26 protein-coding genes are annotated in these 23,939 nt (G+C 60.7%); 12 read left to right on the top strand and 14 right to left on the bottom strand.

Annotated features, from left to right (window positions below):
• Positions 1 to 23: 23 nt before the first annotated feature.
• From ACW5W7_RS01720 to ACW5W7_RS01705, 4 genes are all read left to right on the top strand, one after another.
• Positions 24 to 554, top strand: a complete 531-nt coding sequence (locus tag ACW5W7_RS01720; protein WP_349918821.1) for a DsbE family thiol:disulfide interchange protein — start codon at positions 24 to 26, stop codon at positions 552 to 554.
• A gap of 11 nt (positions 555 to 565) precedes the next feature.
• The gene (locus tag ACW5W7_RS01715; RefSeq protein WP_349918820.1) at positions 566 to 1,045 is read left to right on the top strand and encodes a cytochrome c-type biogenesis protein; all 480 of its coding nucleotides are present in this window, start codon (positions 566 to 568) and stop codon (positions 1,043 to 1,045) included.
• A complete protein-coding gene (gene ccmI, locus ACW5W7_RS01710) occupies positions 1,042 to 2,316 on the top strand; it encodes a c-type cytochrome biogenesis protein CcmI (RefSeq protein WP_349918818.1) in 1,275 nt (424 codons plus the stop codon). The genes ACW5W7_RS01715 and ccmI overlap by 4 nt, the downstream gene beginning before the upstream one ends.
• Before the next feature lie 80 nt (positions 2,317 to 2,396).
• Positions 2,397 to 3,206: an MlaA family lipoprotein gene (locus tag ACW5W7_RS01705; protein ID WP_349918816.1), complete on the top strand. Its 810-nt coding sequence runs from the start codon at positions 2,397 to 2,399 to the stop codon at positions 3,204 to 3,206.
• 108 nt (positions 3,207 to 3,314) lie between these two features.
• Here the strand turns inward: ACW5W7_RS01705 and sodB are convergent, their stop codons facing one another.
• Positions 3,315 to 3,899, bottom strand: a complete 585-nt coding sequence (gene sodB / locus ACW5W7_RS01700) for a superoxide dismutase [Fe] (RefSeq protein WP_349918814.1) — start codon at positions 3,897 to 3,899, stop codon at positions 3,315 to 3,317.
• A 287-nt stretch (positions 3,900 to 4,186) separates the two neighbouring features.
• Here sodB and ACW5W7_RS01695 point away from each other — a divergent pair, with 287 nt between their 5' ends.
• Positions 4,187 to 4,531 (top strand): Grx4 family monothiol glutaredoxin, encoded by a 345-nt coding sequence (locus ACW5W7_RS01695; protein ID WP_349918812.1) that lies wholly within the window; start codon positions 4,187 to 4,189, stop codon positions 4,529 to 4,531.
• 63 nt (positions 4,532 to 4,594) lie between these two features.
• On the opposite strand, the gene ACW5W7_RS01690 is transcribed toward ACW5W7_RS01695, so the two are convergent.
• Complete coding sequence (locus ACW5W7_RS01690; RefSeq protein WP_456500576.1) at positions 4,595 to 5,806, bottom strand: RsmB/NOP family class I SAM-dependent RNA methyltransferase; 1,212 nt, start codon at positions 5,804 to 5,806, stop codon at positions 4,595 to 4,597.
• Positions 5,807 to 6,017: 211 nt separating this feature from the next.
• Here ACW5W7_RS01690 and ACW5W7_RS01685 point away from each other — a divergent pair, with 211 nt between their 5' ends.
• The 4 genes from ACW5W7_RS01685 (at position 6,018) to ACW5W7_RS01670 (ending at position 10,076) form a co-directional block, all read left to right on the top strand.
• Positions 6,018 to 7,997: a reprolysin-like metallopeptidase gene (locus ACW5W7_RS01685; RefSeq protein WP_456500575.1), complete on the top strand. Its 1,980-nt coding sequence runs from the start codon at positions 6,018 to 6,020 to the stop codon at positions 7,995 to 7,997.
• Complete coding sequence (locus tag ACW5W7_RS01680; RefSeq protein ID WP_456500574.1) at positions 7,994 to 8,308, top strand: hypothetical protein; 315 nt, start codon at positions 7,994 to 7,996, stop codon at positions 8,306 to 8,308. Before ACW5W7_RS01685 ends, ACW5W7_RS01680 begins: the two co-directional genes overlap by 4 nt.
• A 170-nt stretch (positions 8,309 to 8,478) precedes the next feature.
• Positions 8,479 to 9,117: a pyridoxamine 5'-phosphate oxidase gene (gene pdxH, locus ACW5W7_RS01675; protein WP_349918805.1), complete on the top strand. Its 639-nt coding sequence runs from the start codon at positions 8,479 to 8,481 to the stop codon at positions 9,115 to 9,117.
• Positions 9,117 to 10,076, top strand: coding sequence for a LysR substrate-binding domain-containing protein (locus tag ACW5W7_RS01670; RefSeq protein WP_349918804.1), 960 nt, complete (start codon positions 9,117 to 9,119; stop codon positions 10,074 to 10,076). Before pdxH ends, ACW5W7_RS01670 begins: the two co-directional genes overlap by 1 nt.
• Before the next feature lie 301 nt (positions 10,077 to 10,377).
• On the opposite strand, the gene ACW5W7_RS01665 is transcribed toward ACW5W7_RS01670, so the two are convergent.
• Genes ACW5W7_RS01665 through ACW5W7_RS01655 form a run of 3 tightly spaced genes read right to left on the bottom strand, consistent with a single transcriptional unit; the run spans position 10,378 to position 12,823 of the window.
• Positions 10,378 to 11,559 carry a M20 metallopeptidase family protein gene (locus ACW5W7_RS01665; protein WP_456500573.1) on the bottom strand — a complete coding sequence of 394 codons (1,182 nt, stop codon included), beginning with the start codon at positions 11,557 to 11,559 and terminating at the stop codon, positions 10,378 to 10,380.
• Complete coding sequence (locus tag ACW5W7_RS01660) at positions 11,559 to 12,008, bottom strand: hypothetical protein (protein WP_042642193.1); 450 nt, start codon at positions 12,006 to 12,008, stop codon at positions 11,559 to 11,561. Before ACW5W7_RS01660 ends, ACW5W7_RS01665 begins: the two co-directional genes overlap by 1 nt.
• A complete protein-coding gene (locus tag ACW5W7_RS01655) occupies positions 12,005 to 12,823 on the bottom strand; it encodes a DUF3100 domain-containing protein (protein ID WP_434663374.1) in 819 nt (272 codons plus the stop codon). The genes ACW5W7_RS01660 and ACW5W7_RS01655 overlap by 4 nt, the downstream gene beginning before the upstream one ends.
• Positions 12,824 to 13,094: 271 nt before the next feature.
• Here ACW5W7_RS01655 and ACW5W7_RS01650 point away from each other — a divergent pair, with 271 nt between their 5' ends.
• Together ACW5W7_RS01650 and ACW5W7_RS01645 are read left to right on the top strand one after the other, a co-directional pair.
• Positions 13,095 to 14,042 carry a GNAT family N-acetyltransferase gene (locus tag ACW5W7_RS01650; RefSeq protein WP_456500572.1) on the top strand — a complete coding sequence of 316 codons (948 nt, stop codon included), beginning with the start codon at positions 13,095 to 13,097 and terminating at the stop codon, positions 14,040 to 14,042.
• A 374-nt stretch (positions 14,043 to 14,416) separates the two neighbouring features.
• On the top strand, positions 14,417 to 14,923 hold the full coding sequence (locus ACW5W7_RS01645; RefSeq protein ID WP_456500571.1) for a GNAT family N-acetyltransferase: 507 nt from the start codon (positions 14,417 to 14,419) through the stop codon (positions 14,921 to 14,923).
• Between the two features lie 82 nt (positions 14,924 to 15,005).
• Here the strand turns inward: ACW5W7_RS01645 and ACW5W7_RS01640 are convergent, their stop codons facing one another.
• A complete protein-coding gene (locus ACW5W7_RS01640; RefSeq protein ID WP_349918794.1) occupies positions 15,006 to 16,046 on the bottom strand; it encodes a GGDEF domain-containing protein in 1,041 nt (346 codons plus the stop codon).
• Between the two features lie 259 nt (positions 16,047 to 16,305).
• Positions 16,306 to 16,806 (bottom strand): SRPBCC family protein, encoded by a 501-nt coding sequence (locus tag ACW5W7_RS01635; RefSeq protein WP_349918793.1) that lies wholly within the window; start codon positions 16,804 to 16,806, stop codon positions 16,306 to 16,308.
• A 176-nt stretch (positions 16,807 to 16,982) separates the two neighbouring features.
• On the opposite strand from ACW5W7_RS01635, the gene ACW5W7_RS01630 reads away from it, so the two are divergent.
• The gene (locus tag ACW5W7_RS01630; RefSeq protein WP_456500570.1) at positions 16,983 to 17,414 is read left to right on the top strand and encodes an N-acetyltransferase family protein; all 432 of its coding nucleotides are present in this window, start codon (positions 16,983 to 16,985) and stop codon (positions 17,412 to 17,414) included.
• A 146-nt stretch (positions 17,415 to 17,560) separates the two neighbouring features.
• Here the strand turns inward: ACW5W7_RS01630 and ACW5W7_RS01625 are convergent, their stop codons facing one another.
• From ACW5W7_RS01625 to ACW5W7_RS01595, 7 genes are all read right to left on the bottom strand, one after another.
• A complete protein-coding gene (locus tag ACW5W7_RS01625; protein WP_456500569.1) occupies positions 17,561 to 18,706 on the bottom strand; it encodes an Arm DNA-binding domain-containing protein in 1,146 nt (381 codons plus the stop codon).
• Positions 18,703 to 18,900: a hypothetical protein gene (locus ACW5W7_RS01620; protein ID WP_042642185.1), complete on the bottom strand. Its 198-nt coding sequence runs from the start codon at positions 18,898 to 18,900 to the stop codon at positions 18,703 to 18,705. Before ACW5W7_RS01620 ends, ACW5W7_RS01625 begins: the two co-directional genes overlap by 4 nt.
• Positions 18,893 to 19,330: a hypothetical protein gene (locus tag ACW5W7_RS01615; protein WP_456500568.1), complete on the bottom strand. Its 438-nt coding sequence runs from the start codon at positions 19,328 to 19,330 to the stop codon at positions 18,893 to 18,895. Before ACW5W7_RS01615 ends, ACW5W7_RS01620 begins: the two co-directional genes overlap by 8 nt.
• Before the next feature lie 538 nt (positions 19,331 to 19,868).
• Entirely contained in the window at positions 19,869 to 20,141 is a 273-nt protein-coding gene (locus tag ACW5W7_RS01610; RefSeq protein WP_456500567.1) for a hypothetical protein, read from the bottom strand.
• The gene (locus tag ACW5W7_RS01605) at positions 20,138 to 21,169 is read right to left on the bottom strand and encodes a hypothetical protein (protein ID WP_456500566.1); all 1,032 of its coding nucleotides are present in this window, start codon (positions 21,167 to 21,169) and stop codon (positions 20,138 to 20,140) included. The genes ACW5W7_RS01610 and ACW5W7_RS01605 overlap by 4 nt, the downstream gene beginning before the upstream one ends.
• A gap of 52 nt (positions 21,170 to 21,221) precedes the next feature.
• Complete coding sequence (locus tag ACW5W7_RS01600) at positions 21,222 to 22,274, bottom strand: RecT family recombinase (protein WP_456500565.1); 1,053 nt, start codon at positions 22,272 to 22,274, stop codon at positions 21,222 to 21,224.
• On the bottom strand, positions 22,271 to 23,938 hold the full coding sequence (locus ACW5W7_RS01595) for a PD-(D/E)XK nuclease-like domain-containing protein (RefSeq protein ID WP_456500564.1): 1,668 nt from the start codon (positions 23,936 to 23,938) through the stop codon (positions 22,271 to 22,273). Before ACW5W7_RS01595 ends, ACW5W7_RS01600 begins: the two co-directional genes overlap by 4 nt.
• Between the last annotated feature and the right edge of the window lies 1 nt (position 23,939).

Here is a 23,939-nt window from a genome sequence, read left to right as displayed (position 1 = left end):
CGCTGTGCAGAGGGATCCAAGGCATGAGTCGTAAAACCTGGTTGTTTCTGCTGCCCTTCATCATCTTTTTGGCCGGCGCCGTTTTCCTGTTCAAGGGGCTCTACTCCGATCCCACCAAGTTGGAATCCGTGATGGTGGATAAGGAGGTGCCCGTCTTCACCCTGCAGGACATCTATGATCTCGACAAGCAGCACGACAGGAGCATCTTCAAGGGGCGCCCCATGCTGCTCAATGTCTGGGCCACCTGGTGCCCCACCTGCTACGGGGAGCATACCTACCTCAAGCAGCTGGCGGGGCAGGGGATCTATATCGTCGGCATGAACTACAAGGACGAGCGGGACAAGGCCATCAAGTGGCTGGCGGAGCTCGGCAACCCCTATCAGATCAACCTCTATGATCCGGATGGCATGCTGGGGCTGGATCTCGGCGTCTATGGCGCCCCCGAGACCTTCTTCATCGACAGTCAGGGCATCATCCGCTACCGCCACGTGGGGGACGTCAATCCCGAAGTCTGGGCCTCGACCCTCAAACCCATCTATGACGCCATGAAATAAGGGAGCAACCGATGAAAACGCTTATTGCATCCCTGCTGTTGATGGCGGGACTGTTTGGCGCCGGTCAGGCCCGCGCCGCCATCGACGTCTATACCTTCGACAACGACGCCCAGGAGCAGACCTTTCGCGAGCTGACCAAGGAGCTGCGCTGTCCCAAGTGCCAGAACCAGGATATCGCCGATTCCAACGCCGGCCTCGCCAAGGACTTGCGTGACAAGACCTATCAGATGGTGCGCGAAGGCAAGGACAAGCAGGAGGTGGTGGATTACATGGTGGCCCGCTACGGCAATTTCATCCTCTATGATCCCCCCCTGATGGCCTCGACCCTGATCCTCTGGCTCGGCCCCTTGCTGGTGATCGTCATCGGCGCCGCCACCGTGGTGGTGCGAAGCCGCCGCCGAGCCCCTGCCACCGAACGACCCGAGCAGACCCTGAGCCCGGAGGAGCAGGCCCGGCTGGCCGCCCTGCTCAAAGAGGAAGAGAAACAATGACCGCATTTTGGATACTGGGCGCGGCCCTGCTGGTATTGGTCAGTCTGGCGCTGATCCTGCCGCTGTGGCGCGGTGAAGGACGTCAGAGCATCAGCCGCTCGGCCCTCAACAAGCAACTCTATCGCCAGCGCCTGCTGGAGATAGGCGAAGAGCGCGAGCAGGGGGTGCTGGCGGAGGAGTCGGAGTCCCTGGTGGAGCTGCAGCGCAGCCTCTTGGACGACATCCCCGACGTGGAGCAGACCGCCCGTGGTGGCAAGAGCCTGATCTGGATCCCCGGTGTGCTGGTACTGGTGGTGGTGAGTGTCGGCCTCTACTTCAAGCTCGGCGCCTGGCAGGAGGTGCAGCGCTGGCAGGATGCCAGCAGCCGCCTCGGGGAGCTCAGCAATCGCATTCTGGTGGAACGGGATGCCGAGGTGACCGAGCAGGATCTGCTGGACTTCACGCTGGCCCTGCGTACCCGCCTCAAAGAAGAACCGAACGACTATCGAGGCTGGTTGCTGCTCGGCCGACTCACCCTGGATGGCAACGATCCCGAGATGGCCCGCGAGGCGCTGGAGCGTGCCTATTCGCTTGCGCCACAGAAGGCCATGGTGGCGGTGCCCTATGCCCAGGCCCTGATGATGACGGGTGATGAGGCGCAGGCGGATCGTCTGTTGCAGGCGGCCATCGCCCAGGATCCCGGCAATATCGAGGCGCGCTCCGTCTATGCCTTCATGGCGCTGCAAAAAGAGGACTTCCAGACCGCCCTCGTTCGCTGGCAGGCCATGCTGCCGCTGCTGGAGAAGGGATCGACCCGCTATGTGATGGTGGAGCGCTCCATCGAGTATGCCGAGCAGCAGCTGCGCCAGCGCGGCATCGCCGTCACTCGGGCGCCGGTTGCCCAGCATGAGCAAGGCAGTGCCCAGGTGCAGGTCCCCGTGGTGAAGGAGGGAGAATACCCGCTGCACGTCACCCTGGCCCCCGGCATCCAGATGCCGGAGGATGCCCACCTGTTCGTATTCGCGGTGATCCCCGATGGCCCGCCCATGCCCATCGCCGTCAAACGCATCCCGGGACCTCAGTTCCCGCTGACCCTCTCCCTTGGCGACGATGATGCCATGATGGAAGGCAGCAAGCTGGCCACCTATCCGGCACTGCAATTCAAGGCCCGGCTCTCCCGTGGCGGCAACGTCATGAACAAGGAGGGAGCCTTCGAAGGGATCTCCGTGACGGTACCGACCACCACCATTCCGTCAGCGCCGATTGACATCCGCATCGATCACGCCCTCTAATACCCTCTTGGCCCGACCCCTGGATGGGGCGGGCCGCCTATAATTCATACGGTTCGCTCATAAAAGTTTAGGATTATCATATGTATCTGCGTTCAGGAGCATTGGTGGTGGCACTGCTGTTGGGGGGCTGTGCGGGTGGCCCTCCCAAGTCAGGCCCAGAGAGCCTGGATCTCGAAGAGACTCCAAATCGTCCCGAAGCCACCAGCACGGCCAGCGATCCTCGTGACCCCTTCCAGGGGGCCAACCGGGCCATGTGGGCGGTCAACTACGATATGCTTGAGCCCTATGTGGCTCGTCCCGTGGTTCACGGTTATGCCCGTTATGTGCCGCAGGGGGTGAGAGACAGCATCGAAAACTTCGTGGACAACTTCGACGAGCCGAGCAGCATGGTGAACCACCTGCTGGTGGGGGATCTGCCGGGAGCGGGAACCAACCTGGGCCGTTTCACCATCAATACCACCCTGGGTCTGTTCGGCTTCTTCGACGTGGCCAAGCATGCGGGCCTCCCGCGCAATACCCTGGAGATGGATACCGTGCTCGGCAAGGCCGACATCGGTGACGGCGCCTACGTCATGGTGCCCGTCTACGGCCCGACCACCACGCGCGAGCTGGTGGGGGATACCATCGATACCATCTACTTCCCCTACGCGCTGCTGACCTTCCCGCTGAAGGTGGTGCACTGGGCACTGGATGGACTGGGTACCCGATCCAAGCTCATCGATCAGGAGCGGATCATCGACAATGCCCTGGATCCTTATGCCCTGACCAAGGACTTCTATCTGCAGTACAACGACGGCAAGGTGAGCGGTCGCCAGGCTGAGCTCAAGGATCAGAAGCCCCAGGAGGACGACAGCAACCTGGATGACTATCTCGACGAGATAGACCAGTAAGCTTGTGCATCCTGTGTGAGAAAGGCGCCTGCGGGCGCCTTTTCTGTCAGTCGAATCCATAAAAAAACGCCCCGCGATGGCGGGGCGTTTTGGCAAGAGCTGGGCTTATCAGGCCGCCAGGTTCTTGGCCACGAATTCCCAGTTGATCAGGGTCCAGAAGGTTTCCATGTACTTCGGACGCAGGTTGCGGAAATCGATGTAGTAGGCGTGCTCCCACAGGTCGACGGTCAGCAGCGGGGTGGTCCCGGCTTCGGTCAGCGGGCAGCCGGCGTTGGAGGTGTTGACGATGGCCAGGGAGCCGTCGGCTTTTTTCACCAGCCAAGTCCAGCTGGAACCGAAGTTGCCGATGGCAGACTTGGTGAAGGCATCCTTGAACTCGGCGAAAGAGCCGAAGGCCTTGGTGATGGCATCGGCCAGGGCGCCGGTGGGCTCGCCACCGCCGTTCGGGGAGAGGCAGTGCCAGTAGAAGGTGTGGTTCCAGATCTGGGCGGCGTTGTTGAAGACACCACCGGTGGAGGTCTTGATGATCTCTTCCAGAGACTTGCCTTCAAACTCGGTACCCGGTACCAGGTTGTTCAGGTTGACCACGTAGGTGTTGTGGTGCTTGCCGTGGTGATATTCCAGGGTTTCCTGGGAGATGTGCGGTTCCAGAGCATTGATTGCATAGGGCAGAGCGGGAAGTTCGAATGCCATTTTCTACTCTCCATTGGCTGGACCGTGCGACAGCGACGGTTGCAAGACATTGCGTACTCTTTTCTATATGTGAAAAGAATTGTTGTTAATATAGGGGGCCGGATGGCCCAAAGCCCATCGATTGTAGCAGTATCAAAGATGGGCTAACAACTCTTGATTCGCGCCATGACCTGGATCAACGGGGCGACTATTGATGCATCTCTTCTTCCATTTCTCCCGGTTTGCCAGTTTGTGCTCCGCCCGGTTTGCAGTAGAATGAGCGCCGAAATCGCTCCAGTGAGGCACCTATGGAAACTATCGAAAAGATCAAACAGCAGCTGGCTGAAAATCCCATCATCCTTTACATGAAGGGTTCCCCCAAGCTTCCGAGCTGCGGTTTCTCTGCCCAGGCTTCCCAGGCCATGATGTCCTGCGGCGAGCCCTTTGCTTACGTCGACATCCTGCAAAACCCGGACATTCGCGCCGAGTTGCCGAAGTTTGCCAACTGGCCGACTTTCCCCCAGCTGTGGGTGGAAGGGGAGCTGATCGGCGGCTGCGACATCATGATCGAGATGTTCCAGGCCGGCGAACTGCAGACCCTGATCAAGGAAGTGGCCGCCAAGCACAAGCAGGATGATGCCGCCGCCGAATAAGGTTGCAGCCATATCATGCAAAAAGGGGAGCCAGTGGCTCCCCTTTTTATCTTCACCGACTCATCAGCCGATGCGCTCGATACGCGCCATGTAGAAGCCGTCGAAGCCGGTCGCGGCAGGGCTGACGCTGTGGTCATCCAGCAGGCGGTAGTTGTCGTTGGCCGCCAGGAACTTGTCCACCTGCTGGCGGTTCTCCTCGGGCAGGATGGAGCAGGTGGCGTAGACCAGGATGCCGCCCACCTTGGTCATCTGGCTGTAGCGCTGCAGGATCTCTTCTTGCAGGGCGACCAGCACCGGCAGCCGCTCGGCGGTATCGCGCCACTTGGCATCCGGATTGCGCTTGAGGACCCCGAGGCCGGAGCAGGGGACGTCCAGCAGCACCCGATCGGCGGTGCCCTTGAGGCGCTTGACGGTCTTGCTGCTCTCGATGACCCGGGTCTCCACGTTGTGGGCACCGGCGCGGCGGGCGCGTTGCTTGAGGTTCTCAAGCTTCCACTCTTCCACGTCCATGGCCAGCAGACGGCCCTTGCCGTTCATCATGGCGGCCAGGTGCAGGGTCTTGCCACCGGCACCGGCGCAGGCGTCGATGACCCGCATGCCGGGGGTGACGTCAAGGGCCGCAGCCACCAGCTGGGAGCCCGCATCCTGTTGCTCGAACCAGCCATCGGCGAAGGCCTTGGTACGGAACAGGGCGGCGTCCGAGGTGACCTGCAGGGCGCTTTCTACCCCCTCCACCGGGATTGTGGTGACCTGCTCCTTGGCCAGAGCCGCTTGCAGCTCTTCCTTGGTGCACTTGAGGGTGTTGACCCGCAGGTAACGCTTGGGCATCCAGGCCAGGGCGGCACGCTCGGCAGGCCAGGCCTCGCCGAGTTGCTCGCTGCCGAGTTTATCCAGCCAGGTCGGGCAGCCATCCATCAGCACCGGGTTCTTCTTGGCCTCGGTCAGGCGGCGACGGAAGGCCTCTTCGTTGAAGCGATCCAGCGTCGGGTTGTTCGGCTGAGCTATCTTGTGGAAGGCGTGCCAGCTGTGCAGCAGCGGCCAGACGTTTTTCGAGGCCTGGCGCACCTGGATGCCGGTCAGGAAGCAGTAGAGGCTGAGCCGACGCAGCAGATCGCCGGTGACCAGGGCAATCCTTGCCTGTTCTTGGGGTTTGAGTTCGATGCCGGAGAAGTGGCGGGCATAGGCCCTGTCCAGGGTGAGACCCTGAGCCAGCACATCATCAACGATGGCAACGACCAGATCCCCGAAACGGGGCAACAGTGGGGATTTGAGCATGAGATTAACCTTGGCCAAAAAAGGATGAACCGGCCCCATCACGGAGGGGGTTCTGAAACGGACAAATCCGCGCAATGATAGGGGCTAGACTGAGCCGGTGCAACCATCCCCATTCGGGGAATGTACAGGGGATGGGGCTGGACTAATGACGGCAGCAGGCAAATGATGCCGTGGCAGTTCGGGTGAACGCATTAAAAAGGATGAAAAAAAGATGCAGTCGATGAAATTCTCCCCGCTGGCATTGCTGGTGGCGGGCCTGATGGCTTCCACCGGTCTGGCCGCCAAGGAGTGGCAGACCCTGGTGGCGCGCGCCACCGATGCCGACGGTTACGAGGTGCGGGCCAATCACTACCGCATAGCGACAGTGCCGGCCGACCACTTCGATGCCCTGAAAGGGGGCGCGCGCGAGCTGACCCTGCCCTTGCCGGATGGCGACGAGGCCGTCTTCACCCTTCAGCCCTATGATCTGCTGCCGGTAGACCTGGCAGCAAAATATCCCGATATCCTGACCTTCAAGGGGCAGAATAAACTATCGCCGACTGACACGGGACGCTTCGACCTCGGTCCTCAGGGTTTCCACGCCATGTTCAGCCATGAGGGGCGGATGGTGTTCGTCGATCCCCTGCGCAATGGCGAAGGCTATGCCGTCTATTACCAGCAGGATGCCCACAGCCGGCTCGAGGAGGAGGCGGACAAGGTGATCGGCGGCGAGGCCAAGAAGCTGGCGCGTCAGGTGCTGGTGGATGGCAATGTGCGCAAGCGCTATGTGATTGCCGTCTCGGCGGCGGGGGAATACACCCAGTATCACGGCGGCACCGTCGAGGCCGGTCTGGCCGCCATCGCCACCATGCTCAACCGGGTCAACGAGGTGTACCAGCGGGATGTGGCGGCCGAGTTCCAGCTCGCCAGCGGCAACGACACCATCATCTATACCGATGTCGCCATGGATCCCTTCTTGAACGATGACAACGACATCGATATCAACGTCAACGTGCAGAAGAACGCCCAGAGCCTTGCCGGCAACAAGCTCGGTCCCTTCGACATCGGCCACGTGGTCAATACCGGTGGCGGTGGCCTGGCCCAGCTGGCCTCTTTGTGTGGCGGCGATGAGCGTTCGGCGGGGATGACGGGCTCCGCCGATCCGGTGGGGGATGCCTTCTTCATCGACTACGTGGCCCATGAGATCGGCCACCAGTTCGGCGCCGAGCACACCTTCAACGGCACCACCGGCAGTTGTGGCAGCGGCAACCGCTCCCCCGGTCAGGCCTGGGAGCCGGGCAGCGGCAGCTCCATCATGGCTTATGCCGGGATCTGCGGGGAGGAGAACCTGCAAGCCAACAGCCTGCCCTATTTCCACAGCAAGTCCATCGAGCAGATGCGGGCCCACATGGCCTCGGTGCCGAGCTGCGGCACGGCCCAGAATCTGACCAACAACGCGCCCCAGGTCTCGGCCGGCAGCGATTATGCCATTCCGGCCAATACCCCCTTCGTGCTCAAGGGGGGCGGCAGCGACCTGGACGGCGACCCCCTCTCCTACAGCTGGGAGCAGATCGATCTGGGCAATGCGTCGTTTAGCGCCGCCAGCATGATTGATGACGGTTCCCGCCCGCTGTTCCCCTTCGTGGCCCCCATCAGCCTGCCGGAACGTACCTTGCCGAGCCTGCCTTCCCTGCTCACCAATACCCTGGCGAAAGGGGAGGCCTGGCCCACCACCAACCGGGTGCTCAACTTCCGGCTGACGGCCAGGGATGGCAAGGGCGGGGTGGCCAGCGATGACATGCAGATCCAGGTGGTCAACACCGGCAAGGCCTTCCGCCTGACCAGCCCGCTGGTGACGCCGCTGGCGGCCGGTCACAATCAGACCATCGGCTGGGAGGTGGCGGGCACCAACGCGGCGCCCATCAACTGCAGCAAGGTCGACATCGCCATGACCCGTGACGAGGGGGCGAGCTGGACCCTGCTGGCCAGCGGCCTGGCCAACTCTGGGTCGGCGAGTGTGGCCATTCCCGCTGGCAACGACGGCACCGCCCGCCTCAAGGTCGCCTGCAGCAACAACCTCTTCTTCGCCATCAGTCCCTTCAAGCTCTCCGTGACCCAGCGAGTGGAAGAGGGGGGCGGTGGTGGCGGCGGCGCCCTCGGTCTCTGGCCCCTGGCACTGGCGTTGCTGGGCTGGTCGCGGAGGCGCAGATGAAGGCCTGTTATGCCTTGCTGCTGACCCTGCTCACCGGTTGTCAGGCCGATGCCGACACCCTGGATCAGGCCATCGAGCAGAGTCTGGCCAAGCAGGACTATCGGCTGATCGTGCGGGCCGGGCGCGGCGAGGTGGCCCCCGGCATTCCGGCGCAGGCGCAAGCCGGTGCCAAGGCGCGCTGTGGCGTGCGCTATCTCGACGGGCTGGGGGATGTGATCCGGCCAGAGCAGAAAGAGGAGCATGCCAGACTCAGCGACTATGCCGCCGAGTACAACAGGCGCATGCTGGCTCACTGTCCGGCGGCAAAATAGCCGCAGCTGACACAGCGACAGGGCCGATGGGGCCAAGGATCGGGGAGGCGCGGGCCTCCCCGCTTTTTTGGGCCCCCCTTTGGGAGGATGCGGCTTGAACCCTGTCTCCGCTCGTCGCACAATGCCCCCTATATGGCCGTGCCAACGGCAAAGAGAGAAGGAAAATCAAGATGATGGATGTAGCCGATCTGCGCCGTGAATACACCAAGGGGGGGTTGCACCGTGCCGATCTGCCGGCCGAGCCGCTGGATCTGTTTGAAAAGTGGCTGGCCCAGGCCTGCGAGGCCAAGCTGAGCGACCCCACCGCCATGGTGGTGGCGACCGTGGATGCGGATGGCCAGCCCTGGCAGCGTACCGTGCTGCTCAAGCACTATGACGCCCTGGGCATGGTGTTTTACACCAACATGGGCAGCCGCAAGGCGGGTCAGCTCGAGGGCAACCCCCGCATCAGCCTGCACTTCCCCTGGCACACCCTGGACAGGCAGGTGCATGTGACCGGCCGGGTGGAGAAGCTCGGCGCCCTGGAGGTGATGAAGTATTTCCACAGCCGCCCCAAAGACAGCCAGATCGCGGCCTGGGTCTCCCAGCAGTCCTCCCGCATCTCGGCCCGCGGCGTGCTGGAAGCCAAGTTCCTCGAACTCAAGCAGAAGTTTGCCAATGGCGAGGTGCCCCTGCCGAGCTTCTGGGGGGGCTACCGGGTGGTCATCGACACCGTGGAATTCTGGCAGGGCGGTGCCCATCGTCTGCACGATCGCTTCTACTACAGCCGGGAAGGGGAAGGCTGGCACATCGAGCGGCTGGCCCCCTGATGAACATCGCCCGGCTCAAGAACTTCACCGAGATAGTGAAGAACAACTTCAACATCTCGGCGACGGCGGAGAAGCTCTATACCTCCCAACCGACCCTCAGCAAGCAGATGAAGATGCTGGAGGATGAGCTGGGGCTGGCGCTGTTCAGTCGCAAGGGCAAGAACCTCATCGGCCTGACCCCCATGGGGGAGCAGGTGATGGAGCTGGCCAAGGGGGTGGTAGCCCAGGTGGAGCAGATTGGTCAGCTCTCCTCCTGCGAGCAGCTTGCCACCAGCGGGGCGCTGCGCATCGCGACGACCCATACCATGGCGCGCTACAAGCTGCCCACCGCCATCAGCGGATTCTCCCGCCACTACCCCGAGGTTACCCTGCACCTGCATCAGGGGGCGCCGGCCCAGCTGGCGCAGATGGTGCAGAACGGGGACGTGGAGATGGCCATCGCCACCGAATCCATGCACCTGTTCGACGAGCTGGCCACCGTGCCCTGCTATCGCTGGGGGCGCAGTGTGGTGGTGCCCCACGGCCACCCCCTCATCGACTGTCAGCCGCTCTCCATGGCGGACTTGGCCCGCTATCCCCTCATCACCTATGTGTTCGGCTTCACCGGCCGCTCCAAGATGGACAAGGCGTTCGGTCGCCATGGCCTCAGCCCCCGCATCGTGCTGACGGCCACCGACACCGACATCATCAAGCACTATGTGCGTCTCGGCATGGGGGTGGGGGTGATCGCGAGCTCTGCCTTCGACGAGGGGGACAAGGGCAGCCTGGTGGCCCTCAACATCGATCACCTGATCGCCTCCAGCACCATTCATATCTGTCTGCGCAGGCACGTACACCTGCGGGACTACAGCTACGACTTCATCCACCGCTTCGCCCCCCACGTGAGCCGGGAGACCATACAGCTCACCCTCATCAACCAGGCGCCGGCCATCAATCTGTCGACCCTGCCCTGGCTCTGAACCAGCCCGTCATGCAGTGGATGAAACCACTGCCAATGACAGCAAAAAGAGAGGCCATTGGCCTCTCTTTTTGCTGTCAGGCAGCGTTTCATCTGCCATGGTTGCCGGATGGACGAAGATCTGGCGCCGTTCAATGGCCGATGCTGTTCAGATCACAGCCCCTGCATCGAACCGTTCAAGGCCGCACTCACGCCGCCCGGGTCGCCAGATTGACGAAGATCCGGGCCCCGATCAGCTGGCAGTCGTCATCCGGGTAGCAGGGGGTTAAACATGCAGGTAGTTGCAGGTCCCCCCTTATCCATCAGGCGTTCCCAGTCGCCAGGTTGATGAAGATCTGGGCTCCAATGAGCAGGCAGTCGTCGTCCAGGTAGTAGGGGTTGGCATGCAGGTAGTTGCAGATCCCCTTGGCCTGGCAGCCGCTGCCGAGGAAGAACATGGCGCCCATGCGGTTCGGGGTGGCGTTGATCATGTAGCTGAAGTCCTCGCTGCCGGTCATGGGCTGGCCCTGGGCATTGATGCCTTCGGCGGGCAGCACGCCGCTCGCGGCCCGCTTCAACCGCTCACAGGCGGCGCCGTGGTTCTCCACCGCCGGGTAGCCTGAGTAGATCATGCTGGTCTTGAAGCCGCGCAGCTCGCTCTGGGCGACCATGTCCTTGAAGCTGTTTTTGAGGATCTGATCCGTCTCGGCATCCATGGCGCGGATGGTGCCACGGGCCTGCACGTGATCGGCGATGGCATTGGGAATGGTGCCGCCGTTGATCATGCCGCAGCCGAACACCGCCGGGCTGAACGGGCTGGTGCGCTTGGCGACGATGTAGTCCATGTCTTCGATGATGCGCACCGCCTCGCGGATGGCGTCCAGCCCCTTGTGGGGGGTCGAGCCGTGGGCGGAAATGCCGTGCACGTCCAGGGTCCAGGCCGAGCCCCAGGAGGACATCACCCCCTGGTTGAACTTGATGGTGCCGGTTTCCATGGCGCCGTCGTTGTGCAGGGCATAGACCTCGTCCACCCCCGCCATGCAGCCGAGTTCCACCATCTTGCCGGCGCCCGGCACCCGCATGTCCTCTTCCGCCATCTGGAAGATGATGCGCAGGTTGTAGCCGAGCCTCTCCTGATGGGCGGCCAGGAACTTGGCGGTGGTGAGTGCGATCGCCATGTGGGAGTCGTGGCCGCAGTTGTGGGCCATCCCTTCATGGGTGGACTTGAACGCCACCTCGGTCATGTCGTGCATCTCAAGGCCGTCCATGTCGGCGCGAAACGCGATGGTGGGCAGGCTGGGATCGATGTGCAGATCCCCGTGAAAACCGGTGAAGCCCGGGTAGTCGGTGATCCGGTAGCCGAACCCTTCCATCAGGGCGCGGCAGTAGGCCGAGGTCTTGAATTCGGCGCCCGAGTATTCCGGAATGCTGTGCAGGTGGTGGCGCACCTCGCAGCTGAAGTCACGCAGGGCAAGCAGGTCAGGTTCGATATGGTAGTCGTGCATCAGATGATCCCTTGAATGGAGAAGCCGAGTTGGGCAACCAGCGAGGCGCCGAAGAAGCAGCAGGTGGAGACGATCATGAAGATGAGGATCACCTTCCAGGACATCTTCTTGAGCTCTTCCAGCTGACCGCCGACGGAGAGGCCGGCGAAAGCCAGCAGTGGCACGCAGCAGGAGAGGAAGGAGATCTTCGCCACCGCGTCGATGAAGAGGCCGCGCACCGGGGTTTCCGGCAGGCAGATGAGAATGCCGATGATGGTGGCATAGGCAAAAGCCGGCAGGGAGGAGGGCAGATAGCGCTTGGCCACCAGGGAGGCGAACACCACCAGGGCCATGGCGACGAAGCTGTCCCCCATCTGCCACAGCGGCAGGCCGGTGGTCAGGGTCTGGGTAAACATGGCCAGCAGGATCGCCAGGAAGACGAACCGCATATCCATCACGATGCTTTTCATGCTTGCTCTCCTTTGGCAGAGATGGCGAAGATCTTCTCGGCAAGGGGTAGTCCCAGATAGGTGAGGGAGAGGGCGCCGAGGGCCGATGAGAGCAGGTTGGAGGCGGCGGCGATGCTCAGCACCTGCTGGGCCAGTGCCTCGTCCAGACCGTTGATGAGGGCACCGGAAGCGGCGCTCAGCATGGAGCCGGAACCGACCCCGGAACCGGCGGCGAGAGCCAGGGGGTGCAGGCCGGTCAGCGGCGCTATGCTGCCGAGTACGCTGAACCAGAGGGTACCGATGACGGAGCCGCACAGGTAGATGGCGAGCACGCCGATGTACTCCTGGGAGCCGGTACCGAACTTGCCCTGAATGACGGCGACCGAGGGTTCACGGCTGATGGAGGAGCAGGCACCGATGGCGCGGCGGCCGAAACCGAACTTCACCGCCAGCGGGATGGCGATGAGAATGGGCAGCAGGTTGCCTATCTCCTGCAGGAAGAGAGGCACGCCGACGCTCAGGATCATCTTGAGGTTGGGGATGATCATGCCGGCATACTGGGTGCCGAGGATCAGCAGGCTAAAACCCACCATCTTGCCGCAGAAGCCTTCTTCTTTCTCGGTGAAGAGCTTCTTCCAGCCGGGGATGCGATCCTTGACCGGTTTGGCAGAGACGATCATGCCGATGATGACGGCAAACAACATGGGCAAAATGGGGATGATGGCGATGCCGATCCTGATCTCCTGTTTCCCAATCAGATACTGGGCCACGAAGATCAGCAGGGCGGTCGCCAGGGTACTGACTAACACCGTCTTGAGGGGAGTGGTTTGCTGCATAGTCTTTTCTCTTGTTATGCATGGTTATTCATGAACCCGCGCTGGTGGTGCATGATGTGGCCATGATAGAAAGGCAGAGACCCCATTAATGTGACTCCCATCAAGGCAGACATATGGCATTTTTTCATGGGGTATGCCGTTTAACCATGATTAAGATGTGGGTTAACAGTCGGTTAGCAGTCAGCCATGCTGCCCGTCATGGGACGGTCGTGGCGGCGCCACCCGATCACGGTTATGCACCGGCTCATCGCGGCACGCACCTGGGGGGAGGATGGAATTATTGATTGAAGGGGGGCTCTGGCAGCCCCACTGGCAAGGGGCATTGCAGGCCTGGCAGGCGCACGGCCATGGCTGGCAGCTGTTGCAAAGCCGCCGGACAGGGCGGGGGACGGAGGCGGCGCCCCCTGCGCTGAGCGACTGGGCCGCCTGTCCACCCGATGGCATTCTCTTTGCCAGCGATCTGCTCGCCGCCTGGCTGGACGGGGACGCTGCCCCGGTGATGGCGGCGGTTCCGAGCCACCAGATCCTGATCAGCGCCTCCAGCGCTCTGCTGACCCTGGCCAAGGAGAGCGGCCTGCTCACCCTGGGGCCCGTGGGGGCGGATCTGATGCTGGGCCCCGACGACGATCTGGCCGAGGTGATGCAACGGCTGCTCGCCAGACGGTTGTCGATCCCGCTGCTGCGTGAATCCGCAGGGGTGAAAGCCCTGGTGCTGCGCCCCCTGCGGCCTGAGGATGAGGCCGAGATCCTGCACTATTGCGCCGACGCCGCGATCGCCCGCTATACCCTCAACATTCCCCACCCCTATCCACCGGAGGCGGCCCGGGACTGGCTCGCCCTGAGCGGGCGCAAGGCCGCCCTCGGCCTTGGCCGAGCCTGGGCGCTCAGTCTGCCATGCGGCCCGGAACCCGCTCCCTTGCTTGGGGTCATCTCCCTGCACTGGAACGGGGAGCTGGCCTGGTGGGTGGGTGTCCCCTGGCAGGGTCGGGGGCTCGCCACCCGGGCGGCGACCCTGGTCAAGTCATTTGCGTTCGAGCAGTTGCACCTGCCCGCCCTGACGGCCCGCCACATGCCGGACAATCTCGCCTCCGGCCGGGTGATGGCCAAGATAGGCATGCATCACTGCGGGACAAGGGCCGGAACGGATGAGCAGGAGGGCGAGCTGAGCCACTGGCGGCTGGACAACAGGCCGGTGCAGCCCGAGGAGATGGGTGACTAACTGGCGACGCTGCTGTCGAGGGAGGAGGTGGCGGTGGCCATAGTGCATGATGAGGCAGGGTCTGCGGGCCCTTGCCTCGCGTTGACGCTGTTTGTGAGCGAGCCGCTCCCGGCCCCTTGTCATGGACCCACAGGCAGGGCTATTTGCTCAAGGACAGGGGGGCGCTGGGGCTTGACTACCTGCTGGGGCTGCGGGATCCCCGGCGGGTCGAAGGCTGATCCTATGCCGGGTTGAACAAGCGGGGCCGGACAGCCATCCCCTCGGTCGCCATTCGTTTTCCTGAGCCCGGCCTCCCATTTTCGAATAAAGGCATTCAAGTCGGGCGCCAGTTGTGTGGAATAATGGCCCCCCTGCTGTACGAGGAGTTATGCCCTATGTTGAGAACCGAGCGTCCTGGCGACATGTTGCCCGTCTACGAGCTGGTGAGCGCCGCTTTTGGCCGATCCGATGAGGCCGAGCTGGTCAACCGCCTGCGCGAATGCGGGGCTGCCGTGGTCACCATGGTCGAGGAGGAAGAGTACGAGTTCATGGGGCACCTGATGCTGAGCCCGATCACCATCAACGGTCAGGAGGGCCCTTGGCTCGGTCTGGCACCGGTGGCCGTGCATCCGGACTGGCAAGGGCAGGGGATTGGCTCGGATCTGGTGCGCGAGGGGCTGGACACGGCCCTCGAGATGGACTGGAAGGCGGTGGTGGTGCTCGGGGATCCGGCCTACTACGCGCGTTTCGGTTTTCGTCCCGCCAGCGATTTCGGCTTGAACTGCATCTATGAGGTGCCTGCCGACTGCTTCATGGCGATGGAGCTGCAACCGGGCGGCCTCGCGGGCCTGGCCGGGGAGGTGCTCTATCACCCCCTGTTTGACGAGATGGAAGAGGAGTAGCGTCTCGGCGCGCTCAGGACCCCGTGAACAACAATGCCGCTCCCCCGGGAGCGGCATTTGTTTTGGCGGGTGAGGGAAATCCTCAGCTGGATTGCTGCTTGGCCTCGTACATTGCCTTGTCGGCCCCCTCGATGAGCTCGTTGGCGGTGACGAATTTCTCATTGCCGGTCACGCAGATGCCGATGCTGACGGAGTACTCGGGGTAGGCGGTGGTGAAGGCGGCCTCGATGCGATCGCTGATATGCAGGGCGGTGGCCTTGCTCGCCTCCGGCAGGATGACGCAGAACTCGTCTCCGCCGATCCGGCAGGGGAAGTCCGACACGCGGCAGCTCTCGGTGATGGCCTGTCCCAGGGTCTGCAGGACTTCATCTCCCTTCGCATGACCGAAGGTGTCATTGATGAACTTGAACTTGTTCACGTCGATATAGATGACCGACAGGAAGCTCTTGCGACGGATGGCGGCATTGAGTTCGCGGACGATGGTGCGCTGCATGGCCCGTTTGTTGTAGAGCTCGGTGAGGGGGTCTCGCTCCGCATGGGCACTCAGGATCTTGGACTTCTCTTCCAGCTCACGGGCATAGGTTTCCATCCGCTTCTTGGCGTTCTCGACCGCGCTCAGCAGGGTGCCGATATAGGTATCAAACACCAGGGCGGTATCGAAGCTGATCAGCTTGTCGAGGGCTCGCAGTACCAGAGGCAGGTCGGTCTGGTTGCTCATGTGCTCGGCCAGCACATCTTCAATCAGGTATTTGAGGGTGCAACTGGCGGAGAGATAGAGCTTGGGTTCGACCCCGATCCGCTTGTGGACCAGGCCGATGCGCAGCCGGCTGTTGACGTAGTTGTTGTCATAGTGGCCGGAGAAGAGATCCTGGATATAGCGCCGCTGGGCACTGCGTAGCCGCTGCAGAGTATCTGAATCACCGATGAGCAGCGCGATTTCATCGAACTCCGTTTGCTGGTCATAAAACTTGGCCACGATGGCCTCAAGGTTTCGCTCGATGATGGGTTGCTGTGCGGCGAGCAGATCCAGCTCACCCGGAGTCAGTTTGAAGAGCTCCATCCGGCGTTGGATTTCGATCTCATTGATGTTGAATTGCTCAAGCAGTGTTTTCTCGATCAACATGGCTACCTCATGTTCCCCGGATTGGTGCAGGGGGATGGCTGTTATTATGTTTTATATCGCTACTGTGCAGAAAAGGCATCCTCTGCCGACGATGATCATCGCATGAAACAAAGGGGGTTGATGAGTTTTTTAACATTATCTGCTTGTTTTTATTGATATACACATATTCTGTGTAGGGCATTGCCTCGACTCGGTGAGAGGTCGCTGGTCCGCTTCATCGCGCTGCCCGGCAAGGGGTCTGGCCCTCGAAGGGGGCGGCTTACTGTGCCAGGGTTTTGAGCTGTTGCCGGCTGGGAGGGTTGTTCCAGTCGATGGGGCCGTGGGTGAATCTGTATTGCAGCCTCGGCAGGCTCAGCTCCAGCCACTCTTCTCGGAAGTAGGCGTACCCGCGCTCCCAGTCAGGGTCGTTGGCCCAGCCGGTCTGCAGGAAGTGGAGGCGGGTGCCCTGTCCTTCCGGCACGAAGCGCAGGCTGATGAGGGTCTTCTGCTGGCGAATATGGGGGAACTGGACGGGGAAATTCCAGCTGAAGCTCAGCAAGTCATGAGGCATTACCGCCATCACCCGGCACCCCTCGCTGCCCCGCTCACCCAATGGCGCATCCGGCCTGAAGTAGATCTCGAACGGACCGTTGGGCTCGGCCACCATCAGGCATTCGGGTGCCAGAAAACTGCGCAATCCACTCTCCGTGGTCCAGGCTCGCCAGACATCGTCGATGTGGGCCGGGACCAGGATGCTGTCTTCGATCTGCTTATTATCCATATCAGTGAACCTCGAACCAGTCATGGATGGGACCCCGGCAGTATAGCCCCTCGGGCGATAAAATAGGCAGCGTTGGGTCACAGAGATGTATTCAAGAGGGTCTGTTTTGAGCATTTGACAGGGCAGCGGGATCCACCGCAAAGTGGGTGGGAATGACCAGGAAAAAGGACGTCTTCATGATCAGAGCGATGCGAGCGGCGGACACGCCCGTGCTGGCACAGTTGTTCTTAAAGGGCAGGCGGCAAACCTTCGAGTGGGTCGAGCCCTCCCTGTTCCGGCTGGAGGATTTCACCGAGCAGACCCGGGGGGAGCGGATCTGGGTGGCAGAGAAGGGAGGCTCCCCCTGTGGCTTCGTCTCCATCTGGGAGCAGGATAGCTTCGTGCATCATCTCTATGTGTCGGCGGACTGGCATGGCCAGGGAGTCGGTCGGGCTCTGCTGGCTGAAGGGCTGGCCGGATCCAGGCAACCGGCCTCCCTCAAAGTCGCCACCCGCAACACCACGGCGCTGGCGTTCTATCACCGCCTCGGCTGGGAAAACACGGACGAGACGGGCCACTGCGACATCACGGGCCCCTGGCGCAGGCTAATACTGGCCGCCGAAGAGTGACGTCTGACCGGGTGGTGTGAGGAGCGGCAATCGCGCATAAAAAAGGGCCACTTCCTGCGAAGTGGCCCTTTCCAAACGTTTGGTGGAGCTGGGGGGATTTGAACCCCCAGACTGAGCAGCTTTACCAATTGAACTATAAGGGTTTTTTATTTCTGGAGTGGGTTTTGGATCAGGATTGGCGCTTTTGCTGTCTGGCCATCGTACTCGGAAAGGTAGGATCCGTAGTGCCGAAACAGCATCTCCGGTCCCTTATGTCCCATCTGGCTGGCGAGCCAAAACAGGTTGCAGCCGCGGCTGATGTTGGCCGTGGCGAAGGTGTGGCGGGTCTGGTAGAGGTGGCGATAGCGAACGCCGGATCGCTTGAGGGTATAGAGCCAGGCTTTCTTTCTGATGGCATCCGCACCGGCCCATGGCTGGCCGAGTTTGGGGTCATCAAATACATAGTCTCCCCGCATGAAGGTAAACCGCTTCTGGCTGGCTAGTGCTGCCAGCGCATCGGCGGTCAGCTCAATGGCTCGCGTGCCGGCTCTGGTCTTGGTTGTCTTGATGACGCCGACCACCTTGGCGCTCGATACCTGCACCATGCCGCCAATCCAGTCGATGGATGACCAGCTCAGTGCGCAGATCTCCGATGGTCGCATGCCGGTAGCGAAAGCGAAGGTAAACAGGTTGGCCCATTGCTCGTTGATACCGCTGGCGGCCGTTATGATGGCGGACACTTCTTCCGGGGTGAACGGATCCACGTCCTTGGTTCCCCGTTCAGGAGTTGAACTCCCGTCCAAATATCGGGAGACAGTGACCAGAGATACCGGATTGGAGGTCAGTAGGCCATCCGTGACCGCCTCGTCGATGGCACTGCGCAGAAATGACAACCGGTTGCGAGCGGTCTTGGCAGTGGTGTCACTCCTGACCAGCCAGTTCTTCACTTGGGCGGGGGTCAGCTCTGACACTGTGATCCCGTGCAGGTCGGCCAGCGCCTTGTGGCACTTGCGGTACCCGACCATGGTGGAGGGACTGAGCCCCCGGCGTTCACATTGCTGCAGGTATTCGTCCAGATAGTCGGAGACTTTGGCGGCGATCGAGGCTCCGCCGAACATGTGTAGCTTCTTGGACTTCGGGAAATAGTCTGCATAGGCGAATTGGCCCCGCTCAATCTTACCCTGGATCTCCCCGAGCAGGCGCGCGGCATAGCGCACGTTGGCGGTGGTGTTGGGTAGGTTGGACAGGGGCTCACGACAGCGAACCCCTTTGAAGGTGAAGGTGATATTGATGGTTTCGCCACGGACGGTCACGCCGCGTGGGAGCTGTTTTTCATTGCCCACTTTGTTACCTCCGCGATGTTCACCCAGCGTTCCTTTACACCGTCCACGTTGACGATATGCACCCCAAGCTGCCAGATGCCACGCTGGATCCGCTTATTAATGGTGTCCCGATCGGTAAGCTCGATGGTGCTCAGGTAGGTGCTGAGTGGGATGGCGTCAGGCATTCTCAGTATTGTGAGTTGGCCCGGGATCTGGCTTTTTGCGGGGTCGATTACTGTTCCCATGGTAGTTGGTCCTCGTCAGTTTGGTTATTTCATCCCGGCCGGCTCGGTTGTAGAGGAAGCATTCCACCTGCTTCCTGCTGCTGACCGCCTGGTCAAGGCGGTACTCCCCGAACGCCGGGCGTTTGAGTTGGTGCTGGTTGGCCAGCCGGCCTATGGCCTGGGCACTGACCCCTAGCTCCTTGCCCAGCTCGGTAGCACTCCAGAGCTGGCCAGTAACCCGGGGCGCTTCGATAGGCAGATCGAAGTGCGCCAGGATGCGGCCGATCTCGGCGAGCTTGGCCGAACGGGAAAGGGTGGGGGATCGCACGGTGCAGACCAGCTCGTTAAGTAGCTGGTTGTCCTGGTCGATGGTCAGTTGAAGTTGTTGCATGGCGTGGCCCTCCTGTCCTTGAGGATGGGGCGCCAATTGGATTGAAGGAAGGACCGTGATTTCTTGCTCCCCAAATCCGGGGGCGCAAGATTGGTTCGGTGGCTATGCTCGCCAGCCGCGGTACCCGATAAAACCAGGATCCCGCACTCGCCGAAATGGCAGGACGGGAAGGTGGGCTATCAGGATCTTGAGCTGGGGGTTATCGGGTTGGCTGTCGATTGTGACCCGGGCGCCGGGGTTAATGCGGAGGTATCTGGTACGGGTCTCTTCGGCTTCGGTTCGGGTCAATCCTTGCTGGATGATGGGCTCTCGATAGCGCACGGAGCATCTCCTTTGGCTTCTGCTGCAGCCAGCATCAACTGAACAACGTCTGTCGCTGAGCCATGATCTAGCCCTGACAGCGTTGTTGCTGCACTAAGCCCGGCAAAAATCTGTCCGCTCAGGGATGAACGTTGGTTGCAAGACAGCTCCGCTTGGCCTGCAGCGCTGACTGATTGGTCGTTACGAAAAAGGGCCTGCAGGCCCTTGGTGTGTTCGCTCACCATTTCTTCCCCCATTTGCGCATGGCCTGACGCTTGGTGAGCCCTTTAGTACCACCAAATATCATCGTGCTCATGATATCGGCCCGACTTTTGCCGACTTCCATGACATTGGGGTCTCCATGACGAAGTAGCACGTAAGCCTTTTTCACCCTCCCGGCTTTGAGCTGCATGCTGTAGAACGCAAGGCGAAATGAGGTTCTGAAACTTTCAGTCTTATCGCTTTCCTTCATCCGGCGAATATAGAGGGCGCCATTGCGGTATTTGCTCATGCTGCCTTCCTCCCTGAATTGCCTATCAACTTGCGGGCACGAGTTTGCTTTAGGCTGTCTTTGACCTTGAGGGGCGTCAGGCTGTGGTCGATGTTCTCGAGCTCCGCCAGGACGCTCGAGAGTTTTCCAATCCCCTGATCCAACTCATCGCTACGCAGGTTAATGTGGTCCAGTTCAAACAAGGGGCTCTGCTTGTACTCGTTGACCAGGTACTGTTTCACTTCCTTTGGCATGGCGCGCTGCTTCACGATACCCACATCACCATCTACCAAAGGAATTGCATCCCAGTGGTAGCCAGCGCTGGTCTCGACGCGGAACACATACATGTGATCTCGGCTCGCCACTTGACCATCCGTGGGCTTGAAGGCCTCCGCTACGATGCAGGGGCGGCGATAGATGTAGTAATGGACTCCCTTCACTTCGATAGTTACTTCGGCCTCAAGGCCATCCTGCATCATGCGGTGCTGGACGGTCTGTACCGTGTCCTTGGCTTGGATAACGCCCCGGGCAGCTCGCATCAGGAGGGATTCTGTGCGCTGCAGCTTCATCTTGAGTTCGTTGTGCTCAGCCTCCCGTTTGATGGCGGATTCTTCCAGTCGCTTTAACCTGGCTTTGGCCTTGTCCAACTCAGGTTTATGGCGACGGCCCTCTTCTGCGTCGCGTTTGTAGGCGTCACGTTGATGGGCTATTTGGGCGCTGGTGGCCTCAATCTTGCGAACCATCTCTTCGTCGGTACGGTGGGCCGCTATCAGGCGAGAGCTCTGGATCTTGAGCGCGTTGTGCTCTTGGGTGATTGCCTCGATCTCCTGATCCCGGGCCTCCAGTTCACCGATCAGGGCATTGAACTCGTCGATATGTTCGTTTGCCGCGTCGCTGATCATGGTCAGATTGGCGGCGAGAAGAGTTTCGAAGCTGGCTATGGCGACTTTGGCCGGGCCGTCCGGCATCTGGAGGATGGCCCGAAGTTGAGTGCTCAGGGTATTCAGAGCGAGGCTGGTCGCCTCGCTGGGGTTCAGCTGGGTGGTCATGGTTGGGTCCTTGGGGAAAAGAGCCCACTGGTTTGTGGGCTGGGTAGATGGGTTATGCAGCTTTCTTGGTACTGAGCCCAAGGCGGTCAACGTTTTTCTGGTAGATGCCAGATGCTGACTTCTTCTGTTCAGTGGTAAGGCGGGGACCCAGCTGGCTGACTTCGGTAACCAGGGTTTTCATCTCGGAACCAGATTGAGCGAGATCCATCTTGAACAGGATATCGGCGAGGAGGTCTTCTGCTTCGAGGTCCTTTGGCTCACTTTGCTCATTGGTATCTGAGATGGGCTCTGCCGCGGGCTCATGTCCAGCGCTGACGACCTGGGCTTCACCTTCGATAACCTGTCCTTTTTGCTGCTGGGCGCGGCGCTCGGCCGCTTTACGGGCTAGATCAGCTTTCGCATCGGAGCTTCCATCATTGCTGCCACTCGGAGGTGTTACATCGATTTCCTCCAACTCATCGACGGAGTAAACCCCGAGGATCACGTCCGGGGTGTAGAGTCGGGCCCACCGCTTGACCCCGAGATAGGCCAACTGCTGCTTAGGGTCATCAGCCCAGAGGGTGGAGTTACGGGTGCGTGCCTGCTGTAGCAACAAAGTCACTTCACGAATCTGACCACTGGCAAGGTGCGCAATGACCTTGACGCCGCACCCAGCCTCATCAGCAAAGGTCCAGTCTGGTACGCGATACTCGACGGGTTTCCCTTCTTTCTCTTTGCGTATCACCTTGAACTTGCCGATCACCCGTTCCCAAGGCCCGAAGAACTCATAGTCAAAGCGCCCCTTGATCGCACCAGAGTTGACCACCACGGCGTTGACCAACTGCGCCTCATAACCAAGGGTTCCATTGACCAGGTGTGTCTTCTGGGCCACCGGGAAGGGGTTCATCCCCCATTGGATCGCCTGTAGGCAGATGGCGAAGCAGTCAGCCTGGTTGCCTCGCAGATGCTGAGGAACAGTTGTCTTACCGCTGGCCATCATGGATGCCATCTTGTCGATGCTCGCCATGAAATCGACGTTCATCATCAGGCTGAGCATGTTGGCTTGGCCACGCTCATTGGCCAGGACAGGGCTGGCCTCTTGGGTTGCTACTTGATTGTTCATCATGCGGCCTCGCTGCCAAAGAGGTTGTCGGGAAGGGCGTCAAGCGGCTGCTCAACGTCAGTGATTTGAGTGAGCGTTATGCCACTCTCATCTTCATTGAGGGTGCTGCGCTCGGCATTGGCCTGGTACGTGGGGACGATGATCTCTCCCATACCATCGTGACCGGGCCAGTAGTTGTCCTGGCTCCAGCGCACCACGTTTCGTACAGCCATGTTGCGCAACTCCAGCGCCCGGCGCTGGTCGTCCTGACCGTAGTAGTAAACGCCGACCAGGATGGGCTTGAACACGTCTCGGCCCAGGGGCCCGTCCTTCTCGATTGCGACGAATACAAAGCTCGGCTTGTGGCCAGTCAGGGTTTCATAGCCATCGCAGTAATGGGCGTCCTGAATGTGGTAGTTGTGGGCGCTACCATCCCGGGCGAAACCGCTGGGGCTGGCGTTGCGTACGAATTTCAAATCTACCAGGACGTGATCGGGACGCATCCAGTCAGGCCGGCATTTGAGCAGAGCTTTGGTTTCGGGGTGATGCCAGTAGAGGCTTGATTCGGCGACCCCTTCATCAAGCAGCACTGCAGCTTCGGGATGGGCCAAGACTGCCTCGCGATAGCGAAGAGCATGCTGATACTCATTGGCTGTCAGGACCTCGCGGCCGCCGGCCCCTTGCATGAATTGCTCTTTGAGCTCTTCGAGGAAAATAGCGTCGGGGTGGAAGGTACGGATCCGCTCCGCCATTTCAGCCTTGGTACCATTCAAAGGGTGCGGGGTCGGCAGGGCATGGATATGGGCCGCACGCTCTGCTTGCTGGATGCCGAGCAGGGCGTAATTCTCGAGCACGGCTTGATAGCTACCAGATGCTTTAACGGGCTTGGGTAGGCTGTCATTGTGGGCCTTGATACAGGCTTTGAGCACTGTGGCTGTTCGCTTGTCATCTTCACCCAGAGTTTGGAATGCTTCGGGCAGCAGTTCATAGGCTGCCTCGTGTTCACCCACGCTTTTGCCTGCGTCAATGGGCTTCGGCAGCTTAGCGTTGTGGCTCTCGATCGCCTGGATGAGTTCCTCGACCGCTGGTTTCTGCTCGAGGTTTTCGTTGTAGGCCTGGATGATGGCCTTCATCTGCTCGGCACCGTTGATGGCATCTTCTGGCCATTCAGGCTCAACAACGAACTCGCTGTTGAAGTCCTCAAATTCCAGCACGACTTTGTGCAGGATCCGGCCTTCTCGCAGTGCTGCAGTTTGCTTCTGGTCGTTACCTTCTACTTGGTAGTAGTGATAGTGCTGGCCAGACACCAAAGCCCAATCCAAGCCACTTTTGGATAAGCCTGGCCCACCGTGGTAGGCCTCGCCGGGGATACCGGGGTAAATGCCTGGGGCTGCAGGCTCGAACTTGGTGACAATCGCGTCGGCAATCTGGGTTTTCTGGTTGGAGTTATCCATGGTTGGTCCTCGTTTGTTAAATAGTGCGTCCATGGCAGCCAGCGCCTTATCCAGAGCGATGGACTTGGCTTTGTCCATGCGAGCCCTGGATTCGGTGATGATGCGGAATTGACGTTGGTTGGTGATGTGAAGCGGGGTAGGTGGGCCAGTAAGCACAGGCTCAGGGATGTTGTCGGATATTGGTTCTGGCTCTGGCCCTCGTTCGGAATAGCGATATTCGATACCAAGAGACATG

This window comes from Aeromonas intestinalis (genome assembly GCF_054052485.1).
This window is presented reverse-complemented; position numbering and strand designations above follow the sequence as displayed.